The 24,989-nt window shown below is 74.5% G+C and carries 19 protein-coding genes; 8 read left to right on the top strand and 11 right to left on the bottom strand.

Translation table 11 applies throughout. The annotated features are described in order from the left end of the window. Positions 1-36: 36 nt before the first annotated feature. The 5 genes from ACFYZ3_RS23170 to ACFYZ3_RS23150 all read right to left on the bottom strand — a co-directional run bounded on the left by ACFYZ3_RS23170 (position 37) and on the right by ACFYZ3_RS23150 (position 5,591). Entirely contained in the window at positions 37-1,326 is a 1,290-nt protein-coding gene (locus tag ACFYZ3_RS23170) for an aspartate aminotransferase family protein (protein ID WP_388520846.1), read from the bottom strand. Then, positions 1,326-2,453 (bottom strand): SDR family oxidoreductase, encoded by a 1,128-nt coding sequence (locus ACFYZ3_RS23165; protein ID WP_388520843.1) that lies wholly within the window; start codon positions 2,451-2,453, stop codon positions 1,326-1,328. Before ACFYZ3_RS23165 ends, ACFYZ3_RS23170 begins: the two co-directional genes overlap by 1 nt. A 484-nt stretch (positions 2,454-2,937) precedes the next feature. Next, positions 2,938-4,071 (bottom strand): acyl-CoA dehydrogenase, encoded by a 1,134-nt coding sequence (locus tag ACFYZ3_RS23160; RefSeq protein ID WP_388520840.1) that lies wholly within the window; start codon positions 4,069-4,071, stop codon positions 2,938-2,940. 91 nt (positions 4,072-4,162) lie between these two features. Continuing rightward, on the bottom strand, positions 4,163-5,125 hold the full coding sequence (locus tag ACFYZ3_RS23155; RefSeq protein WP_388520838.1) for a bifunctional lysylphosphatidylglycerol flippase/synthetase MprF: 963 nt from the start codon (positions 5,123-5,125) through the stop codon (positions 4,163-4,165). Continuing rightward, positions 5,109-5,591, bottom strand: coding sequence for a hypothetical protein (locus ACFYZ3_RS23150; RefSeq protein WP_388520836.1), 483 nt, complete (start codon positions 5,589-5,591; stop codon positions 5,109-5,111). Before ACFYZ3_RS23150 ends, ACFYZ3_RS23155 begins: the two co-directional genes overlap by 17 nt. Positions 5,592-5,741: 150 nt before the next feature. Here ACFYZ3_RS23150 and ACFYZ3_RS23145 point away from each other — a divergent pair, with 150 nt between their 5' ends. From ACFYZ3_RS23145 to ACFYZ3_RS23125, 5 genes are all read left to right on the top strand, one after another. Then, positions 5,742-7,205 carry a PLP-dependent aminotransferase family protein gene (locus ACFYZ3_RS23145; protein WP_388520833.1) on the top strand — a complete coding sequence of 488 codons (1,464 nt, stop codon included), beginning with the start codon at positions 5,742-5,744 and terminating at the stop codon, positions 7,203-7,205. A 151-nt stretch (positions 7,206-7,356) separates the two neighbouring features. After that, the gene (locus ACFYZ3_RS23140; protein WP_388520830.1) at positions 7,357-8,946 is read left to right on the top strand and encodes an alkaline phosphatase D family protein; all 1,590 of its coding nucleotides are present in this window, start codon (positions 7,357-7,359) and stop codon (positions 8,944-8,946) included. A 153-nt stretch (positions 8,947-9,099) separates the two neighbouring features. Then, positions 9,100-10,503: an SWIM zinc finger family protein gene (locus ACFYZ3_RS23135; protein WP_388520827.1), complete on the top strand. Its 1,404-nt coding sequence runs from the start codon at positions 9,100-9,102 to the stop codon at positions 10,501-10,503. Then, positions 10,500-13,232 (top strand): DUF6493 family protein, encoded by a 2,733-nt coding sequence (locus tag ACFYZ3_RS23130; RefSeq protein ID WP_388520824.1) that lies wholly within the window; start codon positions 10,500-10,502, stop codon positions 13,230-13,232. Before ACFYZ3_RS23135 ends, ACFYZ3_RS23130 begins: the two co-directional genes overlap by 4 nt. A gap of 115 nt (positions 13,233-13,347) precedes the next feature. After that, entirely contained in the window at positions 13,348-14,691 is a 1,344-nt protein-coding gene (locus ACFYZ3_RS23125) for a GNAT family N-acetyltransferase (RefSeq protein ID WP_388520821.1), read from the top strand. A 23-nt stretch (positions 14,692-14,714) separates the two neighbouring features. On the opposite strand, the gene ACFYZ3_RS23120 is transcribed toward ACFYZ3_RS23125, so the two are convergent. Continuing rightward, positions 14,715-15,938: a trans-sulfuration enzyme family protein gene (locus ACFYZ3_RS23120; RefSeq protein ID WP_388520818.1), complete on the bottom strand. Its 1,224-nt coding sequence runs from the start codon at positions 15,936-15,938 to the stop codon at positions 14,715-14,717. 59 nt (positions 15,939-15,997) lie between these two features. Between ACFYZ3_RS23120 and ACFYZ3_RS23115 the strand changes: the two genes are divergently transcribed. Together ACFYZ3_RS23115 and ACFYZ3_RS23110 are read left to right on the top strand one after the other, a co-directional pair. Further along, positions 15,998-16,489, top strand: coding sequence for an Lrp/AsnC family transcriptional regulator (locus ACFYZ3_RS23115; protein ID WP_388520815.1), 492 nt, complete (start codon positions 15,998-16,000; stop codon positions 16,487-16,489). Positions 16,490-16,567: 78 nt separating this feature from the next. Then, a complete protein-coding gene (locus ACFYZ3_RS23110) occupies positions 16,568-18,256 on the top strand; it encodes a DUF885 domain-containing protein (protein ID WP_388520812.1) in 1,689 nt (562 codons plus the stop codon). A 24-nt stretch (positions 18,257-18,280) separates the two neighbouring features. Here the strand turns inward: ACFYZ3_RS23110 and ACFYZ3_RS23105 are convergent, their stop codons facing one another. From ACFYZ3_RS23105 to ACFYZ3_RS23095, 3 genes are read right to left on the bottom strand one after another with little or no spacing between them, the layout of a single operon-like run. Then, positions 18,281-19,126 (bottom strand): SDR family oxidoreductase, encoded by an 846-nt coding sequence (locus ACFYZ3_RS23105; protein ID WP_388520809.1) that lies wholly within the window; start codon positions 19,124-19,126, stop codon positions 18,281-18,283. A gap of 53 nt (positions 19,127-19,179) precedes the next feature. Beyond that, complete coding sequence (locus ACFYZ3_RS23100) at positions 19,180-19,701, bottom strand: immunity 21 family protein (RefSeq protein WP_388520806.1); 522 nt, start codon at positions 19,699-19,701, stop codon at positions 19,180-19,182. A gap of 21 nt (positions 19,702-19,722) precedes the next feature. After that, positions 19,723-20,214, bottom strand: a complete 492-nt coding sequence (locus ACFYZ3_RS23095) for a rhodanese-like domain-containing protein (protein WP_388520803.1) — start codon at positions 20,212-20,214, stop codon at positions 19,723-19,725. A gap of 121 nt (positions 20,215-20,335) precedes the next feature. Here ACFYZ3_RS23095 and ACFYZ3_RS23090 point away from each other — a divergent pair, with 121 nt between their 5' ends. Further along, the gene (locus ACFYZ3_RS23090; protein WP_388520800.1) at positions 20,336-20,782 is read left to right on the top strand and encodes an Lrp/AsnC family transcriptional regulator; all 447 of its coding nucleotides are present in this window, start codon (positions 20,336-20,338) and stop codon (positions 20,780-20,782) included. A 32-nt stretch (positions 20,783-20,814) separates the two neighbouring features. On the opposite strand, the gene ACFYZ3_RS23085 is transcribed toward ACFYZ3_RS23090, so the two are convergent. Together ACFYZ3_RS23085 and ACFYZ3_RS23080 are read right to left on the bottom strand one after the other, a co-directional pair. Then, the gene (locus tag ACFYZ3_RS23085; protein ID WP_388520797.1) at positions 20,815-23,814 is read right to left on the bottom strand and encodes an AAA family ATPase; all 3,000 of its coding nucleotides are present in this window, start codon (positions 23,812-23,814) and stop codon (positions 20,815-20,817) included. Next, the gene (locus ACFYZ3_RS23080) at positions 23,811-24,974 is read right to left on the bottom strand and encodes an exonuclease SbcCD subunit D (protein ID WP_388520794.1); all 1,164 of its coding nucleotides are present in this window, start codon (positions 24,972-24,974) and stop codon (positions 23,811-23,813) included. Before ACFYZ3_RS23080 ends, ACFYZ3_RS23085 begins: the two co-directional genes overlap by 4 nt. Between the last annotated feature and the right edge of the window lie 15 nt (positions 24,975-24,989).

Genomic DNA, 24,989 nt, shown 5'->3' with positions numbered 1-24,989 from the left:
CCGGAGGGTTCGCGGATGCGGGTGTCGGCCGGACGGTCAGCGCGGCGGCCGGTCGGACATGCGGCCGGCCGTGCTGTGCAGGGCGTCGGTGAGGGTGGTGAGGAACAGGCTCAGCTCGGCGTCCCCGACCACGGCCGGCGGGGTCAGCCGCAGCACCCGGGTGGAGTTGAGGGAGTGGTTGACGAGGACGCCGCGGGCGATCAGCTCCAGCAGCAGTTCACCGACCGCCTGTTCCTCGGCGAACTCGATGCCGATCAGCAGTCCCCGGCCGCGCACCTCGCGGACCAGGCCGCCCTCGTACGGGGCGCACACCTCCCGTACGGCGGCGAGCACGCGCAGGCCGAGCGCCGCGGCCCGGGCCACGGTGTCCTCCTCCTCCATGGCCCGTACGGTGGCCAGCGCGGCGGCGCAGGCGATCGGGGAGGCGCCGAAGGTGGAGGTGTGCAGGTAGGGGTCGCGGCTGAAGGGCGCGTAGGCGTCCGCGGTGGCGGCCATGGCGGCGATCGGTACGACGCCGCCGCTCAGCCCCTTGCCGGCCAGCAGCACGTCCGGACGCACGTCCTCGGCGTCGACGCCCCACCAGGTGCCGAGGCGTCCCATGCCGGTCTGGATCTCGTCGACGACGAGCAGGGCGCCGTAAGCAGTGCACAGCGCGCGTACTTGGCTCAGATAGCCGGGGCGGGGGATGCGGACGCCGCCTTCGCCCTGGACGGGTTCGACGATGACGCAGGCACGGTCGCGGCGGGCGGCCAGCGCCTGTTCGAGGTCGGCCGGGTCGTCGTAGGCGACCTGGGTGACGTCGGGGAGCAGGGGCTGGAAGGGGGTCTGGTAGGTGGCGTTGGCGGTGACGCTGAGCGCGCCGAGCGTCTTGCCGTGGAAGCCGCGCCGGGTGGTGATCACCGACGTGCGTCCGTGGGCGCGGGCGAGTTTCAGGGCGGCCTCGGTGGCCTCGGCGCCGGAGTTGACGAAGTGGACGTAGTCCACGCCCGGCGGGGTGTGGGCGGCGAGGGCCTGGGCGGCCCGGGCGGCTACCGGTTCGAGGAAGACCCGGCTGGCCAGCGGGTGGGTGTCGATCTGCCGGTGCACGGCCTCGACGACGGCCGGGTGGCGGTGACCCAGGAGGAAGACGCCGTAGCCGCCGAAGTCCAGGAAGCTGCGGCCGTCGTCGGCGTGGATCCACGCGCCCTCGGAGCGGACCTCGGCCATGCCGCCCATGACCCGGCCCATGACGGCGCGGCCGGAGCCGATGTGCTTGAGGTAGAGGTCGACGACGTCGCTCCGGTCGGCGGGCGCGGCGGCTTCGCCGGCGGGGGGTGACATGGTCATCACGCCACCTCCGTCCTGGTCGCCGCGGTCGCCGGCTCTCGGCGTCGGCCGGGGACGTCGGACCGGTCCGCCGCCCAGCTCTCCAGGTTGCGGACGAGCGCGGCACGGATGTCGGCGTGGGTGACGCGGGTGCCGCAGTGGGGGGTGCCGAGCGAGGTGTCGAACGGCAGCTCGCGCTGGAAGACCAGGAGCAGTTCGGCGTAGTGCCGGAACCGCTGCCGCACCGAGGCGGGCAGCGAGGTGCTCTCCAGCATGGGCAGCAGCAGCCGGTGGACGGCCTCGACGGGGATGAGCCGTGGGCGCAGTGGCCGGGGCAGGCCCTGGCGGACGGCGAACTCCGCGCAGGTGTCGGCGATCTCGCTCAGGGCGGGGGCCTGGCTGCCCGCGGTCAGCCAGTACTCCCCGCTGCCGACGCCGCCGCGGACCAGGGCGCCGACGGCCCGGGTGACGTAGTCCTGCGGGATCATGTCGACGCGGGCCTCGGGGGCGCCGGGCAGCACCGGCACCTGGCCGAGGACCATGGCGCCGATCGTCTTGGTGAGGCCTTGCTGTCCGGCGATGTGCCCGGTGGCGGAGTGTCCCATGACGACTGACGGGCGCATGATGGCACCGGGCAGGCCCGCCTCGCGCGTCAGTTGCTCGGCCCGGCTCTTGGAGTCGAGGTAGGCGGCGGCGCCCGGGAAGCGCTCCCGGTCCTCCTCGCTCGGCGTGTTGGCCACGAAGGCGGTGCTGACCAGGTAGAAGGGGGCATCCGCGCGGGCGGCGAGGTCGAGCATCGTCTCCGCGCCGAGCGTGTTGGTCCGCACGATCTCCTCGGGCGGGGTGCGCCAGTTGGTCTGGGCGGCGGAGTGCAGCACCACGTCGACGCGCAGGGCCAGTTCGTACCAGGCACCGGCGCCGAGGCCGAGGCGCGGGGCGAGGAGGTCGCCCTCGATCTCACGCACCCGCGGATCGTGCAGGGGCGTGTTCCGGCGCAGGCAGAGCAGGTCGTAGTCGGACGCAAGTTCGTCGATCAGCGCCCGTCCGAGCACTCCCGAGCCTCCGGTCAGCAGCAGGGTGGGACGTTCGCGCACGGTGGCGCGGGGTGGTGCGGACAGGACGGTGGGACGGGTGGCGTTGCGCGGCATGGTGGGCTCCCCTCGACGGGTTTCGACTGCCGTGGAACGTGGGGGCGGTGGGACGGCGGCCGGTACGGGCTGGGCGGGACGGCGGCGGATGCCGGCGGGACGGCGGCGGATGCCGGCGGGGCGGGAGGGAGGGAGGTTCGGCTCGGGGCCGGATGGAGCGTCGGAGCGATCGGGGACCGGCGGGAGGGCGGCCTGCCCGGCCGGACGGGACGGGACGGCAAGGGAAGAGGGACGGTCGCGGAACAGCGGCTGGAGCAGGGCGGGCCGGGACGGCCGGATCCGGGTCTCGTGCGGGCCGCGTCGGACCACGGCCCACGGGGACCGGTCGATCGGAACCGACCGGGACCGGACGGGGACCGACGCGGCCACGCCGGTCCGCGGTCGGCCCGGGGTCGCGGCGGCTCACGGTGGGCCTGACGGACCGGGTACCGCAGGACCGGGTGCCGCAGGACCGGACGGGCGGGTGGGGTGGGCTCCGGCTCGGTCAGGCGATGGCGAGCGGACCGTCGGCCAGGTACGCCGAGAGCGGGCCCGTCATGCGGGAGCGCGACGGCGGGTGCAGGGACAGCCCGTTGGAGCAGGCGGCCAGGTGGCCCACCTCGTCGGAGGTCATGAAGTTCAGCCCGCCGAGCAGCTCGACCGCGCGCGGGACGATGCGGGCGAGGGCGTCCTGGACGCCGTAGCGCACGCACAGCGCCTGGGCGAGGGCCGACTCGTCCAGTTCCCCGGCGTCCACCCTGCGGGCGACGCTCTCGGCGGTGGCCATGGCCGCCTCGGTCTCGACGAAGAGGCGTACGCGCTCGTGCTCGGGGATCCGCTCGTTCAGCAGCACGCGTTCCACCAGGGCGGATGCGGCGCCGAGGTAGCTGCCCGTCATCAGCACCTGGAACCAGACCAGGCCGGCCGTCTGCAGTTCGTCGAGGCGGTCCCCGGAGGTGGTCGCGGTGCGCAGGACCAGTTCCGGCGGGACGAGGACGTCGCTGAGCGTGACCTGCTCGCTCTCGGCGCCGGCCAGGAAGGTGCTGGACCAGAAGCCGCTGACGCTCAGGCCCTCGCTGTCGGCGGGCACGAGGGCGACGGCGAGTTCCTCGCCCTGCCCGTCCTCGCGCGGGATCACCACGCCCGCGGTGAGCACGTCCATCGAGTGGGCCAGGCTGCACGGCCGTTTGACACCGTTGATCCGGATTCCGTCGGCGGTCACGGTCGCGGTCATCGACGGGTCCAGGATGCCGGCGCCGCTGCGCCCCTCGGCGAAGCCGGAGGCGATGACGCGGTTGCTCGACGCCACGCCCTCGATCAGCATCCACTCCAGGCCGTCGCCGAGGCCCCCGAGACCGACCAGCGTGGCCATGGAGAAGTGGTGCATGGTGGTGGCAACGGCCAGGGACGGTGAGCGGCTGCCGATGGCCCGCTGCACCCGCAGCGCGTCCAACGCCGAGGCGCCGCGCCCCTGGTGGGACTCCGGGACGAGGAGTCCGGGGCCGCCGCTGTCCCGGAAGTGCCGGATGCCCGGGCTGCCCGGCCGCTCCAGTTCCATCAGGGGGATCTCGCGCAGGGCGGGGTCCAGGTCGGGCAGCAGCTTGGCGAGGGTGGTGCGTTCACGTTCGAGGAATCTCATGGGCGCGCGGTCCTCCTGGGTGGATGGGGGCGGGGCTGCGACGGTGCGGACGGGGCCGGTGCGCGGGGCACTCCGGTCGTTGCGGCGGCGCTCACACGGCGTTGGTGGCGCGCAGCAGCTGCCAGACGGCGCCGGGGCGGGGCCTGCCGCGGAAGGCGATGTACTCCGGGAGCACCGCGTGCGGGGCCCACTTCTGCTTGTACTCGAGCTGGGAGGCCGCGGGGTAGACCGCGCCGCCGTGCTCGGCCAGCAGTCGGGTGAACCGGCTGAACATGCCGCTCGCGCCCGGCAGTTCGTGGCTCGGGTCGAGTCCGGTGAACGGGGTGAAGCCGAAGTGCAGCCAGCCGGCTCCGTCGGCGGTCAGCCGTTCCATGACGGTGGCGTTGAGCGCCTCCATCACGCCGGGCGGGGCGTCGGGGCGGCGGCGGCTGAGGTCGTGCAGCATGCCGGGGCGGCTGCCGTAGACCGGCGAGTAGTTGACGTAGCCGACCACCTCGCCGTCGATCCGGCCGACGAACAGGCGCCGGTGCCGCTGGAGGCTGCCGGTCCGCTGGCCGACCAGGAACCGCAGCTCCTTGACGTGCCGCCCCTTCTCCCGCAGCCACCGCTGGTCGATGCGGTCCAGCTCGGCGCAGTCGTCGCCGTCCCGCACCTCGGCGATCTCCAGTCCGGCCCGCCGGGCGCGTGAGATCTTGTTGCGCAGGCGCACGAACCGCGAGCCGCGCAGGGTGAAGCGGCTGAGGTCGACGGCGTACGACGCCCCGATCTGGTTGACCGTGAACCCGTGCGCCGCGTACAGCTCGGCGTCCGCCCTTTGCAGTTGTACGGCGACGAGGCGGCGGCCGGTGTGGGCGGCGAAGGCCTCCAGCAGGCGCGCGCGGTGCTCGGGTGCCGTGAAGGGACCGCCGAATTGCAGGACGTAGCGGCCGGAACTGCGGTAGGCGCAGGCGCCGTCGAACCGGTCGTCGTGGAAGTACGAGTTCCCGCTGTTCAGGGCGAGAAACGAACTGGGGTTGTCGCTGTGCGCCGCGAGCGTGTCAAGTACGGACGGCATCGGTGCCCTCCACGGAATTCTGCGCCGCCGGACGGTATTTCTGCTCGAACAGCCGGAACGCCGGATTGAGTTCCGGCTCGAACGCGACGCCGAAGGGTTTGAGGGAGTTCCCGAAGAGCGCCCGGTCGCCCATGAGGTGGATCGGAAGGGCCAGCAGCGCCCATTCCGGCCGGACGAACAGCGCCCACGCGCCGGCCAGGGCACCGGCGGTGACCAGGCTGTGCATCGTGTTGTAGGCCACGTAGTAGCCGCGTGGAACCGGTCTATCCGGACGGCGCCGGAAGGCGATCGCACCGGGGAGGTATCCGATGGCGTCGATCACGGCGAACAGCAGCACGAAAACGCCCCAGCGGATTTCCGTACGGTGCTGGACCGCGAGCACGAGCGATACGGCGAGAAAACCCAGCCATTCGAGTCGGGAGAGAGCGAAGGTGACCTTCGTCTCGAAACGGTTCTTGGCGTCCACGGGCGCTCCTGAATTGCGCGTACGATTCCGGGGCCCGACATCAGCCTGCCCCCTCGCTGTGGTCTGTCACTCCGGTTTACGCGGCGGCGCGTCCAACCCCTCGTAAAATGGGGGCGATTGGGACGACGTGATCCTAGGGGGGCTGTTTTCATGACGTCGGCGTGGGAGTTGCTGCTGCCCGCCGCCTCGGCACCGGCACGCGCGCGTGGCCGGGCGTTGCAGGAGGCGCTGCGGGACGCGGTCCGCTCGGGCCGGCTCGCGGCGGGCACCCGGCTGCCGTCGAGCCGGGACCTCGCGGCCGATCTCGGCGTGTCGCGGGGGCTGGTCACCGAGGCGTACGAGCAGTTGACGGCCGAGGGATACCTGCGCAGCGGACGGGGAGCGGGCACCTGGGTGGGCGATGCCGTACGGGCCGCCCGGCCACGCGCGCGTGATCTGTCCCCGCGCTCCTCCGCCGACCTGGCGGACTTCGTGCCGGGGACACCCGACCTGTCGCTCTTTCCCCGTCCGGCGTGGGCCGCGGCGCAGCGGAGTGTGCTGACGGACCTGCCGCACGAGGGCCTCGGCTATCCCGACCCGCGCGGACTGCCCAGACTGCGGACCGCGCTGGCCGAGTTGCTCGCGCGGCGCCGGGGCGTGGTGGCGGACCCCGAGCGGATCGTGGTGGTCTCCGGGGTGGCGCAGGCGACCGCGCTGCTGGCGGGCGTGCTCCACGCGCGCGGGACGCACACCGCCGGTGTCGAGGACCCCGGCAGTCCCCAGCACAGCGCCCTGTACGCCTCGGCGGGCGTCGGCACCGTGCCCCTTCCCCTGGACGACGAGGGGCTCGCCCTGGGTCCGCTGCGCGACTCGGGCGTACGGGCCGTGGTGACGACACCGGCCCACCAGTTCCCCACCGGGATCGCCTACTCGGCGCGACGCCGTGCCGAGCTGCTCGACTGGGCACGGTCCGTGGACGGCCTCGTCCTGGAGGACGACTACGACGGCGACTTCCGTTACGACCGTGCCCCTGTGGGCGCGCTCCAGGGGCTCGATCCGGAACGCGTCGCCTATACGGGCTCGGTGAGCAAGTCCCTGGCGCCGGGGCTGCGGCTGGGCTGGCTGCTGGTGCCCGACTGGCTGGCGGACGACGTCGTCGAGCGCAAGCGCACCACCGACCTCGGACACCCGGCCCTCGACCAGGCGCTCTTCGCCCGTTTCGTGGAGCGCGGCGACTACGACCGCCAGCTCCGTGTCTGCCAGCGCGCCTACCGGGAGCGCCGCGACACCCTGGTGGGCGCCCTGGCCGAGTACTTTCCCGGCTCACGGGTGACCGGCATCGCCGCGGGCCTGCACGCCATCGTCACGCTCCCCGAGCGGTACGGGCCCGAGGAGGGCTTCCTCGCGCGCGTGGCGGAGGCGGGCGTCGCGGTGCGCTCGCTGGCGGCGTACGCGCACGGCGGGGCGGATGGTGGTCAGGCTGCCGGTGGGCCGCGGGCGGGTGGTCCGCGGGCGGGTGGTCCGCCGGCCGGTGGTCCGGCGGCGGGCAAGGAGGTGCGGCTGGTGCTGGGGTACGCGCACCTGACTCCGGGCCGGATCCGGGCGGGGCTGGAAAGAATGGCCCGGGCCGTGTGACGCGCCCCGTCGCTCGCGAGCGACGGCCGCCCGGGCCGTCCGGGCCGTCCGGGTTGTTCACCCGCAATTTCCGTGGGCGCCTCGCGGTGCCAGTAGGTCTGGCTCACACCGGCCCGGACACTGGCCGGATCCCGTCTCTGGAGGCGCATCCATGTCACAACGTCGTCCGCTGCCCGGCCGCCGCGGCGTGCTGCGCGGTTCGCTCGCCGCGTCGGCCGCCCTGACCCTGCCCACCGCCCTGGGGGCGGCGCCGGCCTTCGCCCGTTCCGGGCGGCCGGGGGCGGGCTGGGGAGTGCAGGCCGGAGACGTGACCTCCCACTCCGGTCTGGTGTGGGTGCGGTCCGACCGGCCGGCCCGGATGATCGTCGAGACGTCGGCGACCGAGTCGTTCCGCAACCCGCACCGGTGGCACGGTCCGCTGCTCGGACGCGGCACCGACTTCACCGGCACCACCCGGCTGCACGGCCTGCCGCCGGGCGAGCAGATCCACTACCGCGTGCTCCTCGCGGACCCGGACGACCCGCGCCGCACGGGCGAGCCGGTCACCGGAACCTTCCGCACCGTGCCGGTCCGCCGGCGCGACGGGGTGCGCTTCGTGTGGTCCGGCGACCTCGCGGGCCAGGGCTGGGGCATCAACCCCGACCTCGGCGGCTACCGCATCTACGACGCCATGGGCGCCCTGGACCCGGACTTCTTCCTGTGCAGCGGCGACAACATCTACGCCGACGGCCCCATCGCGGAGACGGCCGCCCTGCCCGACGGCGGCACCTGGCGGAACATCACGACCGAGGAGAAGTCCAAGGTCGCCGAGACCCTCGCCGAGTTCCGCGGCAACTTCCGCTACAACCTGCTCGACGAGAACCTGCGGCGCTTCAACGCGCAGGTTCCGTCGATCGTCCAGTGGGACGACCACGAGGTGCGTAACAACTGGTACCCGGGCCAGGTGATCGCGGACACGGACGACCGGTACACCGAGAAGAGCGTCGACGTCCTGGCGGCCCGCGCCCGGCGCGCGTTCGGCGAGTACTTCCCGGTCTCCACGCTGCGCCCCGGCGCGCGCGAGGGACGTGTGCACCGGGTACTGCGCCAGGGCCCGTTGCTCGACGTGTTCGTCCTGGACATGCGGACGTACCGCAACGCCAACTCCCCCGGCGGACAGTCCGTGGACCCGCAGGGCATCCTGGGCCGCGAGCAGTTGGAGTGGCTCAAACGGGAGCTGGCGCGGTCGCGTGCGGTGTGGAAGGTGATCGCGGCGGACATGCCGATCGGTCTCGTCGTGCCGGACACCACCGAGGGCGCGCCCCACATCGAGGCGATCGCGCAGGGCGACCCCGGCGCACCCCTGGGCCGCGAGCTGCAGATCGCCGAACTGCTGCGCTTCGTCAAGCACCGCAGGATCACCGGCACCGTGTGGCTGACGGCCGACGTGCACCACACCTCGGCCCAGCACTACCAGCCGTCACGGGCCGCCTTCGACGACTTCGAGCCGTTCTGGGAGTTCGTGTCCGGGCCGCTCAACGCGGGCGCCTTCCCGGCCAGCGAGCTGGACGGCACCTTCGGTCCCGAGCGGGTCTTCGTGAAGGCGCCGACCGCCTCGAACGTCTCCCCCGCGGGCGGCTACCAGTTCTTCGGCGAGGTCGACATCGACGGCGGCAGCGCCGAGATGACGGTGCGGCTGCGCGAGCAGGACGGCACGGTGCTGTTCACGAAGGTGCTGCGGCCGGGCCGGGTGGGCCAGTAGTCCCGTAGCCTGTCGGGTGTGCCGCGCACCGGCGTCATCCCCCGGTGCGCGGCCCTGCGCCGCCGTCGTGCGGCGCGTGCTTCGACTTCCCCTCCGCGGCGGTCGTATCCGCAGGTCAAGGCGATTGTCAGTGGTCGCCTCTACGGTTTTTCCATGACGCGATCTTTGCAGGCCGTGGCCTATCGACGACCCTCCGTGCTGGAATCCTCGGCGGGCGGACAGCACCTGGGTCTTGAGACCTCCCGGGGTGCGACGCCCGCCGGTGCCGTGGACCATCCGCGGTTCTTCGCGGGCTTCCTGACGTCGCCTCAGAAGGCGTCCGCTGCGCTGCTCGCGGTGGCCGACGTGGCCGCCGCGCGGTACTACCAGCCGCAGCTGCGGGCCTCGCTCGACCCGGTGGTGACGGGCAGCGGCGACCGGCTCCGTTTCGAGTCCTTCTCCGGCTGCGGCGGGGTCTACGCCCGCCTGGACGTGCTGGAGGCGGGCCTCGACGGCGGCGAGGTCGGACACGGCACGACGAACGTCGACGTCAACAACCCCTTGCGCGAGGCCCTGTCCCGGATCGGTGCCGACGACCCGCTGCATCTGCGGGTGGGCCCCGAGGAGATGGCCGTGACCACGCTGGACGGCCCGGTCGTGGAGAAGAAGGTGCCGCTGCCCGACCGGTGGCTGCGCGGTTTCGCCGAGGCCCAGGTCATAGCGGCCGGCTTCGACCTGCGGGCGGAGCTGGACGCGGGCGAGGCGGTGCGCTTCCTGCGCGCACTGCCCCGCGGCGGCAGGAGCGGGACGACTGGCCCCCGGTGGGTGGTGCCGTCCGGGCGTTCGCTGCGGCCGACGACGCGTGCGGTGCCCGGCGCGGTGTGCCTGCCCGGTCCGGAGCGGCTGGTCGCGCTGCAGCGCGTACTGCGGCACGCCACGGCCCTGCGGGTCTACGGGCCGGCGGTCGCCCAGGGGGCCGCCGCCACGGCCTCCGCCTGGGAGGTGCTCCTGCCGGGCATGCGACTCACGCTCACCCTGTCCCCCGACGCCGCCCGCGGGTTCTCCGGGGAGGGCGGTGTCCTCGACGCGCTCGCCACCGACGAGGCGGCCGCGGACGCCGAGCTGATCTCTGTGCTCCTCGCCTGGGAGCCGCGGATCGACATCGCCGACCTGGCCGCCGCCTCGGGCCTGACCGCCGAGCGGGTGCGTGCGGCGCTGATCCGCCTCGGCACGTCGGGGCGCGTCGGGTACGACACCGCCGAAGCGGCCTACTTCCACCGGGAGCTGCCGTACGACGCGGGGCGCGTGGAGCGCCACAACCCCCGGCTGCGTTCGGCCCGCGCCCTGGTGGCGGCGGGCGCGGTCGCCCTGGACGGTCGGATCGGGACGGTCACGGCCGAGGACGGTCATGTGCACCGGGTGCGCGAGGAGGCAGGGGTGCTCTCGTGCAGCTGCCTGTGGTGGGCCAAGTACCGGGGCGGGCGGGGCCCGTGCAAGCACGCGCTGGCGGTACGGATGGTACGGAGGGGCGCCGGCGAGGCGCAGGCAACGGTTCGGATCGACGGGGGTGCGCGATGACGACGACAACGGTGACGGCTGCGACTGCGACTGCGACTGCGACTGCGACTGCGGACACAACGGGGCTGCTGGTGGGGGCGGTGCGAGCGGGCCGGACGGCCGAGGTCGTGTCGCTCCTCGACGGCATGACGGACACCGAGAGGCGCGCTTGCTTCCCCGAGTTGAAGGCCGTCCGGCAGGAGCTGAGGACGGCCCGCTGGTCCGCGGAGTCCCGCCGGGCCCACCCCGCGCTGCACGCGGCCGGGGCGGCCTGCCAGACCGGCGCCGCGGCCGTGGCGAACTGGCTCGCGGCCGTCGACATGCGCTGGTCGCAGGCGTCACCGGCGGTCCTGCTGCACGTGCTGGGCGACCGCGATCGCGGGTGGCTGGCCGACGTGGCGCACCGCCTCGCCCAGCGACCGGCCGCTTCCAACGTGTCGTACGAGCTGATGGCCGGCCTGGTGCGGTTGTCCGGCTGCCCGGTGCCGACGACGGAGGCCTACGTCCGGGGCTGGCTGCTCCACATCGGCGGGAGTTGGCAGCGCGCCGGCACGGTCCGCGACCGCCTGCGCCAGGACCCGCATCTCGCGGAGCTCGTCGCCGCCCTCTTCCGCACCGAAGGCGTCGGCGCGCAACTTGGATGGCTGTCCGGCGACGGGCCCGAGAGCTGGACCAGCGCCCTGGCACGGCTGACCGACGAGGGCGCGCTCGACCGGCGGGCCATGGTCGACGCGTGTGTAGCACGGCTGCTGCGCGGGGGTGCACCGGCCGAGCTGCGGGTGTTCCTGCGCCTGCTGCACGATTTCGCGCTCACCCGCGCGGAGGAGCGCGAGCGGACGGCCGACTGGACGGCACTCGCCGCGGACGCGATGCCGACGGTGGCCTCCCACGCCCAGTCGGTGCTGGGCGCCCTGGCCCTGGCCGGAGAGCTGGCGCCGCGGCAGCTGGCGGAGGTGACCGACGCGGTGCTGTTCCGCACCGAGAAGAAGCTCGTGCGGGCCCAGCTCGTGCTGCTCGGCAAGGTACTCACCAAGCACCCCGCCACGGCCGGTGAGTTGCTGCCGGCCGCCGCCGGGGCGTTCGGGCACGAGGACTCCGACGCGCAGGAGCGGGCGCTGAAACTGGTCGAGCGCCACGTCGGCAAGGTCACCACAGCGCAGGTCCGGGAGGAACTCGCCGGGGCGGCGGAGCAGTTGATCCCCGCACTACGCGCCCGGGCGGTGCGCACCCTGGGGGCGACGCCGCTCGACGCTCGGGCCGTGGCCCACGAGGAGGTACTGCCTGCTCCGCCGCGGCCGGTGCGCCTGGCCCCCGTTCCCGCGGCGGCCGTCGAAGTCGCCGAGGAGATCAGCGCGCTACTGGCCTCCGGAGGCGATGTCTCCGCGTTCGAGCGGGCCCTGGACGGGCTGGTCCGGCACGCCCACCGGGACCGGGAAGCCCTGCTGGAGGCTCTCGGACCGGTGGTCGCCCGCCGCTGGTGGGCCGAAGGAGACCCGCGGTACGGCCACCGGTCGGACGACTTCTTCGCCCGCCGCCACGAACTGTTCGACGACGCGCGCGCCTTCGACCTCCTTCTCGCCACCTTGTGCGGGAAGGTCCAGACGGACACCTTGCACCGGGTGGTCCGGGACGGGGTGACGAACTCCGGCTGTGCGCACAATTCACTGGCCCGCCCGTTCGAGGCCCGCGTGTGGGAGGTGGCCCACCGGCTGCGCACCGACCCCCAGCCGTTCCTGCTGGCCACCCCCACCTGGGGCACGGGTCTGCTCGAACCCGACGAGCTGGTGGACCGTCTGGACGCCTACCACCGCGCGGGCGCCCGGGTCGCGGCGGTCGACTTCGGCCAGGCGCTGCTGCGGGTGCGGCGGGACGACCGCACGGCGGCGCTCGCGGCGGCGGAACGCGCGGCGGCGCTGGGGACCGAGGAGGGGCAGTGGCTCGCGCGGCGGTTGACGACCGAGCGGACCGACCCTTCCGCCAGCCGGTGGACGGCGGACACCCGGATCCTGGTGGAACTGGGTGAGGTGCCCGACCTCGGAGTGGAGGAGTTCCCCGCCGCCCTGCGGCTGCTGGGGCGTCCGGTGAGCCCGGGCTCGGACCACTGGTACTGCAGCCACTGGAGCGGCGGGCTGCGCCCGCACTGGTTCGCCCTGCTGCCCGAGCGGCCGGAGCTGGTGGCCGCACGGCTGCTGCGCGACGTGTCCGAGGTGGCCGTGGACGACCAGCGAGGTGCCGCCGCCGCGGTGCTGCCCCACCTGGCCGACGCGGACGGCGAGGCGGGCGAGGCCGTGCATCTCTGCGTGGCGTACGGTCTGGGCGCCCGGCACGCCGAGGACCGGCTCGCCGCTGTGGACGCCCTGTTGGTGCTGGCGGCGCGCGGTCGGCTCGACCCGGACCGGCTGGGCGCGGACCTCGGACAGCTGGTGCGGCGCGGCGCCGTGAAGCCGGCGCGGCTCGCCGACTCGGTGCGCACCGCCGCGGCGACGGGTGCGAACGCCACCGTGTGGGCGGTCCTCCGTCAGACGCTGCCCGTACTGCTCGCCGACCTCGCCACCGGCGGCGCGGCCTCACCCTCGCCCCGTGGGCTCGGTGAGCTGCTGGCGGTGGCGGCCGAGTGCGCCGAACGGGCCGGCGCCCAGGGGGATCTGCCGCACCTGTCGGCGGCGGCGGGCCGGCGCGGCACGTCACGTTTGGTGACGCAGGCCCGGCGGCTGCGGGAGGCACTGGCGGCGGCACCCGCGGCCGCCTGACACCCATAACGACCCGAAAGGAAAGAACGCCCCAGAAGTCTTCTTTACCCACCGGTCACAGAGCGTTCGTGATCACGCAACACCGTTCCTTCACAGTGGGTGCATGAGTCGAGACATGTCTGATGTGACGGACGCCGTAGCGCACCTCGTCGAGCACGGCACCGCGGTGCCCGCCCTGGTGCTGGCCTCGCTGGCCGCGCTGATCGCCACGGCGGGTTTCCACACCCGGTCGTCACGACGCCACGGCCAGGCGCCACCGGCGGACGATACCGGCGCCCGGCCGCCGACCGCCGAGCGGCAGGCCGGGACCGGACCGGCCGGGAGCGCGCCGGGCGGATCCGGGCCCGGCGGTGAGAGCGCGCTGTGGCGGATGCGCACGACGGTGCGGGACACGCCGGGGTCGCTGGCCGTGCTCTGCGCGGCCCTCGCCGACCGGCGGATCGACATCCTGAGCCTGCAGACGCACCCGCTGACCGAGGGCACGGTGGACGAGTTCCTGCTCCGTACCCCGGGTGAGCTGAGCGGGGCCGAGCTGGCCGACCTGGTGACGACGGCGGGCGGTGCCCGGACCTGGACCGAGCGGGCGGACGCCCACGACCTGGTCGACGCGCCCACCCGGGTGCTGGGCCTGGCCGCCCGCACCGCCCTGGACGCGGCCGAACTCCCGCTGGCGCTGCGGCAGTTGCTGGGCCGCTGCACCATCAGGTCCCTCCCGGCGACCGCGGACGACGGGGCGGGGGCACGAGCGCTGGACGCCGTACCGCCGGAGGGCGCGCTCGAGGACACCGTGCTGCGGCTGCGCGCTCCCGAGGGCGGGGTGCTCAGCGTGGAGCGGCCTCATCTTCCGTTCACCCCGGCCGAGTTCGCGCGGGCGCGGGCGCTGGTCGAGCTGGACGCCCGGCTCGGCCCGCGGGTCCCGCGCGGCCGGGACGTGCTGACGCTGCCCGAGGGCAGCGACATCACGGTCCGCCGGGCCGACCCGCGTGACGTTCCGGCCGCGAAGGCGATGCACGAGCGCTGCTCGGCGCGGACGCTGGGGATGCGGTACCACGGCCCGGTCGGGGACGCCGACCGGTACCTCAACCACCTGCTCGGCCCCCGCTTCGGCCGCACCCTCGCCGTGCAGACCGCCTCGGGGCGGATCGTCGGGCTGGGCCACCTGCTGTGGGACGGGGACGAGACGGAGGTCGCGCTGCTCGTCGAGGACGGGTGGCAGCGCCGCGGCATCGGCGGCGAACTCCTGGCCCGGCTCGTGGCGATGGCGGCCGACGCGGGCTGCGAGAGCGTGTACGCGATCACACAGGCGTCGAACACCGGCATGGTCGCCGCGATGCGTGGCCTGGGCCTCCCCCTCGACTACCAGATCGAGGAGGGGACCCTGGTCGTCACGGCCCGCCTGGACCCGTCCACCCGCTCCGCGGCACGGCTGCCGCAGGCGGAGCGGATCGGCCGGGAGTGACGGGCGGGGGCTCGGTGGCACGGTCAGTCGGCCCGCGACAGCGCCTCCCGCAGCGGGACGGCCCCGGCCGCCCGCTCCCCCAGGGCCCGGTCCAGGTCGGCCCACAGGTCGTCGACGTCCTCCAGGCCGACCGACAGCCGCAGCAGCCGGTCGCCGACCCCGGCTCCCCGCCGGTCGTCCGCGTCCACGATGCGGTGGCTGATGGAGGCCGGGTGCTGGATGAGTGTGTCGACGCTGCCGAGGCTCACGGCCGGGGTGATCAGCCGGACGCCGCCGATCACCGCGTGCGGGTCGCCGTGGACCTCGAAGGAGACCATCGCACCGCCGATGCGCGGATAGTGGACGCGGGCCACCCGCGGGTCGGCGGCCAGCCGCCCGGCCAGTTCGGCGGCGCCCGCAGAGGCGGCCCGTACCCGGACGGGCAGGGTGGACAGTCCGCGCAGCAGGAGGTAGCCGGCCAGCGGGTGCAGCACTCCGCCCGTGGCGAAGCGGACCTGCCGCAGCCGCCCGGCGAACTCCTCGTCACAGGCGACCACGCCCGCCAGCACGTCCCCGTGCCCGCCCAGGTACTTGGTGGCGCTGTGCAGCACCAGCCGGGCGCCGTGTTCGGCGGGGCGCTGGAGCACGGGCGTGGCGAAGGTGTTGTCCACGAGCAGCGGCACCGACCCGCAGGCGTGGGCGACGGCCCGCAGGTCGACCTCGGCCAGCGTCGGGTTGGCCGGCGACTCCACGAGCACCAGTCCGGTGTCCGGGCGCAGCGCGTCCGCGACGCCCGCCGGGTCGGTCCAGGTGACCTCGGACCCGAGCAGCCCGGCGGTCAGCAGGTGGTCGCTGCAGCCGTACAGCGGCCGTACGGCGACGACGTGCCGCAGCCCCATCGAGCCGCGGACCAGCAGGACCGCGCTCAGCGCGGCCATGCCGCTGGCGAAGGCGACGGCGGCCTCGGTCCCCTCCAGCCGGGCCAGCGCCGTCTCGAAGCGGGCGACGGTCGGGTTGCCGAGGCGGCCGTACACCGGCGGCCCGTCCGGCTCGGCACCGGTGGCGGCGAACGCGTCGATGCGGGCGGCCTCGCCGCGGCTGTCGTACGACGGGTAGGTCGTGGACAGGTCGATGGGCGGGGCGTGCAGTCCCTGGGCGGCGAGGTCGTCGCGGCCGGCGTGCACGGCTTCGGTGGCCAGTGCCCTGCCCGTGGGTGCGGTGGAGCGTACGTCGTCGGCTGGTGACGTGTGCGTGCGCGCTGAGTCCATGGCCGTAGGGTGAACACCGGCCGGGACAGCGGGGTCGTATGCCGTGCTACGTTCGGGCCATGGCCGATTCCGTCGTACTGGATCCGGTGGATCTGCATCTGCTGCGGTTGCTGCAGAACGACGCCCGGACCACCTACCGCGATCTCGCCGCCCAGGTCGGCGTCGCCCCGTCGACCTGTCTGGACCGGGTGGCCCGGCTGCGGCGGGCCGGGGTGATCCTGGGCCACCGGCTCGAGCTGGACCCGGCGATGCTGGGGCGTGGTCTCCAGGCGCTGCTGCTGGTGCAGGTGCGCCCGCACCGGCGGGAGCTGGTGGGACCGTTCGTGGAGCGGATCCGGGCGCTGCCGGAGTCGCGCACCGTCTTCCACCTCACCGGCCCCGACGACTACCTCGTGCATGTCGCGGTGGCGGACATGGCGGACCTGCAGCGGCTGGTCCTGGACGGGTTCACGTCCCGGCGGGAGGTGGCCCGCGTCGAGACCCGGCTGATCTTCCAGCAGTGGGAGTGCGGCCCGCTGCTGCCGCCGACCGCGCCCGCGGCCACGCCCTGAGCGAAATCCGGCCGCGCGCACGGCCGGGCCCGGCCCACCGGGCTGACGCGGCACCGGTATCCGTATGAGGATGTCCGCATGTCAGAGACCAAGAGCCCGCTGCCCCGCGAGGTCGCCGACGCGTACGTCGACGAGCTCATCGCCCTCGACCCGGTCACCGGTACGTATCTCGGTGTCGCGGAGAGTTCCAGCCGTCTGCCCGACTTCTCGCCCGCCGGGCAGGAGGCCGTCGCGGAGTTGGCCCGCACGACCCTCGCCCGGCTGGACGAGGCGGAGCGCCGGCCCGGCGGTGACAGCGACGTGGAGCGGCGCTGCGCCCGGCTGCTGCGCGAGCGCCTCACCGCCGAGATCGCGGTGCACGAGGCCGACGAGGGCCTGCGTTCGGTCGGCAACATGGGCACCGCCGCCCACTCGGTGCGCGAGGTCTTCACCCTCACCCCGACCGGGACCGACGAGGACTGGGCCCGGATCGCGGAGCGCCTGCGGGCGGTCCCCGCGGCGTTCGCGGGCTACCGCGAGTCCCTGTCGCTGGGCCTGGAGCGCGAGCTGTACGCGGCGCCGCGGCCGACCGCCACCTTCGTCGAGCAGCTCGGCGAGTGGGCGGACACGGGCGAAGGACGCGGCTGGTTCGAGGACTTCGCCGCCGACGGCCCCGAGGCGCTGCGGGCCGAGCTGGACGAGGCCGCGCGGGGTGCGACCGCCGCCGTGGCGGAGCTGCGGGACTGGATGCGAGACGTGTACGCCCCGGCGATCGAGGGCGCCCCGAACACGGTGGGCCGCGAGCGCTACGCCCGCTGGTCGCGCTACTACAACGGCACGGACCTGGACCTGGACGAGGCGTACGCGTACGGCTGGGCCGAGTACCACCGCCTGCTGGCCGAGATGAAGGCCGAGGCCGAGAAGATCCTGCCGGGCGCCGAGACTCCGTGGGTGGCGCTGGCTCACCTGGACGAGCACGGCAAGCACATCGAGGGCGTCGACGAGGTCCGCGACTGGCTGCAGGGCCTGATGGACCAGGCGATCGAGCAGCTGGACGGCACGCACTTCGAACTCGCCGAGCGGGTACGGAGGGTGGAGTCGCGCATCGCGCCGCCCGGCAGCGCGGCGGCGCCGTACTACACGTCCCCGTCGGAGGACTTCTCCCGCCCCGGCCGCACCTGGCTGCCGACGATGGGCCAGACCCGCTTCCCCGTGTACGACCTGGTGTCCACCTGGTACCACGAGGGCGTCCCGGGCCACCACCTCCAGCTCGCCCAGTGGACGCACGTGGCGGACGACCTCTCCCGCTACCAGGCCTCGGTGGGCATGGTCAGCGCCAACGCCGAGGGCTGGGCGCTGTACGCGGAGCGGCTGATGGACGAGCTGGGCTATCTCACGGACGCGGAACAGCGCCTGGGTTACCTGGACGCGCAGATGATGCGGGCCGCCCGGGTCATCGTGGACATCGGCATGCACCTGGAGCTGGAGATCCCGGCGGACTCGCCGTTCCACCCGGGTGAGCGCTGGACGCCGAAGCTGGCGCAGGAGTTCTTCGGCGCGCACAGCAGCCGCCCGGCGGACTTCGTGGAGAGCGAGCTGACCCGGTACCTGACGATCCCGGGCCAGGCGATCGGCTACAAGCTCGGTGAGCGGGCGTGGCTGCTCGGCCGGGAGAAGGCCCGTGAGCGGCACGGTGACGCGTTCGACCCGAAGGCGTGGCACATGGCGGCCCTCTCCCAGGGCTCGCTGGGCCTGGACGACCTGGTCGACGAGCTGTCGCGGCTGTGACGCCCGCCCGCTGCGCCCCTCACCTCACCGTCTGAAACCGCCCTCCGAGTCGATGACCTGACCGGTGACCCACTCCGCCTCGTCCGTGGCCAGCCACGCGATGAGGCGGGCCGGGTCGTCGGGCATGCCCCAGCGCCCGCCGGGGAACCGCGCGGCGACGGCGTCGTAGTCCTCGCCGGTCAGGTAATCGGTGTCCACCGGGCCGGGGTTGACCGCGTTCACGGTGACGGAGTGCTCGGCGAGGGTCGTCGCCAGGGAGCGCGTGACGGAGGCGAGCGCGCCCTTCTGGAGCGCGTAGGCGATCTCGCCGGGCATGCCGCCGGCGATGTCCTGCCCGGAGGTCATCGTCACGACACGTCCGCCGGGCGTGCGCGGCGGCAGGGCGGCGCGGTGGCGGGCGTAGGCCTGGATCAGCAGCAGCACCGATCGGGTGTCGACCTGCCAGTGCGCGTCGAGCATGGCGGCGTCGATGGTGTCGAGGGTGCCGTCGGACCCGCTGAGCGCGTGGTTGGCGACGAGGATGTCCAGTCGTCCGCCGAGCGCTTCGGCGGCGGTGGCGACGAGTTCGCCGGGGGCACCGGGGCGGGTGAGGTCACCGGGGCCCGCGTGCAGGGCGGCGTCCGGGTCGCCGAGCGCCGCACGGACGGAGTCGATTACGTCCTCCACCCGGTCGGCGCCCCAGGGCATGGCGGCGTCGTGCGGGACGTGATGGTGAAGGTAGACACCGGCTCCGTACGCGGCGAGCCGCCGGGCCACGGCGTGGCCGATGCCGCCGCGCCGGCTGGCTCCGGTGACGAGGGCGGTGCGGCCGCGCAGGGGCAGCGGGTCGCGGCGCAGGTCTTCGGGGGCGGGGTGGGGAAGTCGTGGCATGGGCACCCATGATGGGCGGGCCGCGGCCGCCCCGCACGCCAATATCGCGGCGACTACCGGTCGGCGAGCCGCCGCAGGTGTACGAGGCTCAGCCAGGTCTCGGGCCCCGGGCGCACCTCGGCCGCGCGCACCGCGTACCGGCCGGGTTCCAGGGCGACCCGCACCCGGTCGGGGGCGCGGTCGGACGCGCTGCCGGGCCAGGCGGCGTCGAACAGGAGCACGGGACCGGACACGTGCCAGGACACCTCGGGCTGCCACTCGGCGGCGTCGAGGGCCGCGGGAACCCTCGCCAGCACCTCGTCCTCGGAGTCCGCGGCGCACCAGCGGACGAAGGCGCCGTGGTCGGGGAGGTAGGCGGTGGATGCGGGTTCGTCGCCGAGCACCAGGGCGGTGGAGTCGCCGACCGGGAGCAGTCCGACGTGGCCGTCGACCTCGCAGGCCCGGTCGTAGTCGGAATCCGTCTCCTCGCCGTCGGCGCCGGTCCAGAACGGCAGGACCGTCTCGGGTACCGCGATCAGCGGCCCTCCGCCCGACTCGACCCACTCCACCGCGCCCGGCTCCGCGTATCGCACCATGCGGCAGAACCTACACGCCGCTCAGCAACCGCAGTCGGCCGCGTCCACCGGAACGGTCAGGGGGTCGGCGGCGCGTCGCTCGGCGCCCTGCCACGTGTCGAACTCGAAGCCCTCACGCACCCAGTACTCGAAACCGCCGAGCATCTCCTTGACGGCGTACCCGAGTTCGGCGAGGGCGAGGGCGGCGCGCGTCGCGCCGTTGCAGGCGGGGCCCCAGCAGTACGTCACCACCGGCACCGCGGGGTCGAGGAGTTCCCCGGCCCGCTCGGGGACGAGCGCGGTGGGCAGGTGGACGGCGCCCGGCACGTGGCCCTGGTCCCAGGACTCGGTGGAACGGCAGTCGACGAGCACGAACCCCGGGTCACCGCCGGCCGCGAGGGCGCCGGCGACGTCGGAGACGTCGGTGTGGAAGGCGAGGCTCGCCCGGAAGTACGCGGCGGCCTCGGCGGGCGGTGCGGGGGCTGCGCGCAGGACGGGGTTGACGTGCCCGACGGCGGTGGTGGTGACGCTCATGGTGGGGCCTCTCCTCGGTGGATCCTCCAGCCGGAAATCTATGCGTCCCACCGCGCCGCCTGAAGGGCGATTCCCCGGCCCACTCCTTGTTCCACCGGGGAATCCGTGCTATTTCTGCCGGATGACCGAGCATTCCCCGGACGCCACCGACTGGCGCATCCTCGATGCCCTCCAGCGGGACGGGCGGGCCGGCTTCGCCGAACTGGCCCGTGCCGTGTCGATGTCCGCGAGCGCGGTGACGGAGCGCGTGCGGCGCCTGGAGGAGGCGGGGATCATCCAGGGGTACGCGGCCGTCGTCGATCCCGAGCGGCTGGGCCTGCCGATCCTGGCGTTCGTGCGGCTGCGCTACCCGGTCGCCAACTACAAGCCGTTCCACGACCTGGTCGCGGTCACGCCGGAGATCCTGGAGGCGCACCACGTCACGGGCGACGACTGCTTCGTCATCAAGGTCGCGGCCCGTTCGATGCGGCACCTGGAGGAGGTGTCCGGCCGGATCAGCGCCCTCGGGTCGGTCACCACGAGCGTCGTCTACTCCTCACCGCTCCCCCGCCGCCCGCTGGGCCGCTGAGGGCCGCCGGGGCCACCGCCAGGACGGCGTGCTCAGCCGGCGCCCCGCTGCCGCAGTACCGATCCCGACCGCCCCTTCACGACCTCGAGTTGGGCGTGGATGCGGCGGCGCAGGTCGGCGACGTGGCTGACGATGCCGACGCTGCGGTCCCGCTCGCGCAGGGCGTCCAGGACGTCGAGGACCTCGTCGAGGGTCTGGTCGTCGAGGCTGCCGAAGCCCTCGTCGATGAAGAGGGTGTCCAGGCGGACGCCGCCCGCTTCGTCGGTGACGACGTCGGCGAGGCCGAGCGCGAGGGCGAGCGAGGCGAAGAACGTCTCGCCGCCGGACAGCGTGGCCGTGTCGCGCTCACGGCCGGTCCAGGCGTCGACGACGTGCAGGCCGAGGCCGCTGCGGCCGCGGCCGGTGCGGCCGTCGGAGTGAACGAGGGTGTAGCGGCCGGAGGACATGCGCAGCAGGCGGGCGGTGGCCGCGGCGGCGACCTGTTCCAGGCGGGCGGCCAGTACGTACGACTCCAGGCGCATCCGGCGTTCGTTGTCCGCCGAGGTGCCCGCGGCGAGCGAGGCGAGGCGGGCGACCCGGGTGTGCTCCTCGCGCAGCGGGGCGAGCCGGCGCACGGAGGTGGCGGCGTGCGCGGACAGCCGGTCCAGCTCGGCGCAGCACCGGGCGGCGGCGTCGCGGGCCGAGGCGGCCTCGCGCAGACGCCGGCCCGCGTCGGCGGCGGCACGCTCCGCCGTGGCGAGGTCGGCGGGCGGTCGCCGGGCCGCGTCGGCGGTGTCGGCCTCGCCGAGGACCGCACGGACGGCGGCGTCCTCCGACTGCCAGGCGTCGAGCCGGCGTTGCAGTTCGCGGTGGGCGGTGTCGTCGAGCAGGGCGGCGGCCGCGTCCGCCGGAGTGTCGAAACCGGCCCGGAAGGCGGCGTCGGCGAGCCGGGCGTCGGCGTCCTTGAGCCGCTGGGCGGTGTCCTCGGCGACGCGGGCGGTGTCGGCGGCCCGCGTGAGCAGCGCCGCCTGTCGCTCCAGTTGCGCCGCCCGCGCGGTCACACTGTCGGCGCCGCCCCGCGCCCGCGTCAACTCCTCCTCCAGTGAGGCCTGTTCCCGCTCCAGCCGGTCCCGGCCCGCGACCCGGGAGGCGGACCGTACGACGGCCTGCTGCTGGGCGGCGACCCGCTGCTCGCGTTCACCCTCGGCCCGCCGCAGCTCCTCCTGCGCCGCGTGCAGTGTGGAGGCGGTCGCCCGCGCCCGCGCGTACGCCCCCTCCAGTTCCTCGGCCTCTTCGGCCAGCCGGTCGGTGGCGGCGTCACCGGCCTCCGCCGTGGCGGCGGCGAGCGCCTCCCGTACGGTGCCCAGGTGCCGTTCGGCCTTCGCGCGCCGTTCGTCGGCGGTCTGGTGGCCGGCCAGGGCGCGTTCCTCCGCGTCGCGGTCGACGTGCCCGGCGGACTTGCGCGCGGGGGCGGGGTGTTCGGTGGCGCCGCACACCGCGCAGGGTGCGCCGTCGGTGAGGTTCGCGGCGAGTTCGGCGGCGATGCCGTGCAGCCGCTGTTCCTTGAGGTCGAGCCAGTGGCCGCGGGCCTCGACGGCGTCCTCCGCCGCGGCGAGCGCCCGCCGCCGCGCCTCTTCGGTCTCGTCGGTGAGCCGGTCGCGCTGCCGGGCGGCGTCGAGCCTGCGCCGCGCCGGTTCGCGTTGCAGGGCGAGCTGTTCGGCGCGGGCGGCGGCCTCCTGCGCGGCGTCGACGCGGCTCTGGAGGCCGGTGCGGGTGGTCTCCCAGTCGGCGAGCCAGGTCTCCGCCTCCTGCCGGACCTCGTCGTCGGCGCGTTCCTGGCGGTCGAGGCCGGTCCGCTCCTCGACCAGTTCGGCGAGACGTCGTTCGGCGCGGCGGGCGGACTCGAGTCCGCCCAGTTCCTCGGCGGCCCGGCGGGCGGCGGCGGCGAGCCCGGCGGCACCCGCGTCGGCGAGGGCCTGGGGCAGCAGGGCACGCGCGCTCGCTTCCGCGGCCGCCGCCCCTCGGTGCTCGCTCTCGGCGGCGTCCCGCAGCTCCAGGGCGGGAGCGACCGCCTCGGCCTTGCGGGCCCGCTTCATGCGCTCCTCGGCGGCACGGTGGGCGTCGGCCCGCTCCGCCAGCCGTGCGGCCCGCTCCCGCGCCTCGGCGAACCGGCCTTGCAGCCGGTCGAGTTCGCGGGCATCGGCCAGGTGGCGTTCGGCGGCGGCCTGGGCGGACTCGGTGGCCGTGAGCCGGCAGTCGGCGACCGTCAGCAGCTCTCGGGCGGTGCCGCGGGCGACGGCGGCGGCTTCGAGCACCGCCTCGGCCAGCCCCGGCTCGCCCGGCGCCAGTTCCGGCAGCTCCATGGCGTCACCGGCGGCCTGCTGCATCCGGTGCGCGTCGGCCAGCAGCGTGGCGTCCCCCTCGCGCACCCGTGTCTCGGTGGTGCGGCGTCGTTCGGCGAGGCGCTTCTCGACCTCGGCGAAGCGCCGGGTGTCGAAGAGCCGGCCGAGCAGCTTGCCGCGCGCCTCGGCGTCGGCGCGCAGGAAGCGGGCGAAGTCGCCCTGCGGGAGCAGCACGACCTGGCAGAACTGCTCTCGGCTCATCCCGAGCAGCTGCGTGATCTCCTCGCCGATCTCCTGGTGGGAGCGGCTGAGGTCCTTCCAGGCGCGGGTCGTGGCGTCGTACTCGCGCAGCCAGGTCTGTGCCTTGTCGACGGTCGTGCCCTTGCCGCGGAGCTTCGGGCGCTCCCAGGGCGGCTGCCGGGTAATCTCCAACCGTCTTTCCGCGACGGTCAGTTCCAGCCGCACCTCGGTGCGGGTCCCCACGGCCGCGTGGTCGCTGCGCAGTGTCATGCCCTGGCCGCTGCCGCCCTGGCGGGCGCCCGGCACCGAGCCGTACAGGGCGTAGCAGACGGCGTCGAGGACGGAGGTCTTGCCGGCGCCGGTGGGGCCGTGCAGGAGGAACAGCCCGGCGGCCGAGAGGTCGTCGAAGTCGACGCTCTGCGAGGCCCCGAAGGGCCCGAAGGCGGTGACGTCCAGCCGGTGCAGCCTCACCGGGCCACCTCCCGCACGGTCTCGTCCGCGCGCACCGCGTCGAAGGCGTCCCGCAGCACGGCCCGCTCGTGGTCGTCGGGCCCGGCGCCGCGCACGTGGGTCACGAAGTCCTCCGCGATCTGCTGGTCGCTGCGGTCGGCGAGGCGCCGGGCGTAGGACACCCCGGGCTGGTCGGGGGCGCGCTCGGGGTCGAAGACGAGGCTGAGGGTGTGCGGGAAGCGCTCGGTGAGCCGGGCCATGGGCTCGTCGGGCCGGACGGGGTCGGTGAGGGTCGCCTCGACCCACGCGTCCTCGTACGGGGTCAGCTCCGGGTCGGCGAGCAGGTCCGCCAGCGTGCCGCGCAGCCGGGCCAGCGCGCGCGGCACCGGGCAGTCGACCCGCTCGGCCGTGACCGACCCGTCGGCGCCCAGATCGACGAGCCACATGCTCTTGCGGTGCCGGTGCTCCGAGAAGGAGTACGGCAGTGGGGAGCCGGAGTAGCGGACGCGCTCGGTGAGGGTCTGGCAGCCGTGCAGATGCCCCAGCGCGACGTAGTCCACGCCGTCGAAGACACCGGAGGGCACGGCGGCGACCCCGCCGACGGTGATGTCCCGCTCGCTGTCGCTCTGCTCGCCGCCGGTGACGAAGGCGTGCGCGAGGACGACGGACCGGGTGCCCGGCGCGCGCGTGGCGAGGTCGGCGCGCACCCGGTCCATGGCGGCGGCGAGCACGGCCTCGTGCCCCGCCTTCTCGACGCCGAACTCGGTCTTGACCAGCGCCGGTTCGAGATACGGCAGCCCGTAGAAGGCCACGTCCCCGTGGGCGTCGCCCAGCACCACCGGGGTGCCGCAGGCCGCCGGATCGGTGCGCAGGTGGATACCGGCGCGGTCGATGAGCCCGGCGCCGACCCCGAGACGTCGGGCCGAGTCGTGGTTGCCGGAGATCATCACGGTCGGCACGCCGAGCCCGGCGAGGCGGTGCAGGGCGTCGTCGAACAGCTCGACGGCGGCGAGTGGCGGCACCGCCCGGTCGTACACGTCTCCCGACACGACCACGGCGTCGACGGAGTGCTCGCGCACGGTCTCGACGAGGTGGCCGACGAACTCCGCCTGGGCGCCGAGCATGTTCACCCGGTGGAACGCCCGGCCGAGGTGCCAGTCGGAAGTGTGCAGCAATCTCATGAAATGACCCTGACC

It is taken from the genome of Streptomyces sp. NPDC001599 (assembly GCF_042893535.1).
GTDB lineage: Bacteria > Actinomycetota > Actinomycetes > Streptomycetales > Streptomycetaceae > Streptomyces.
Note: the sequence above shows the minus strand (reverse complement) of the source record. Positions and strands in the feature narration are given on the sequence as shown.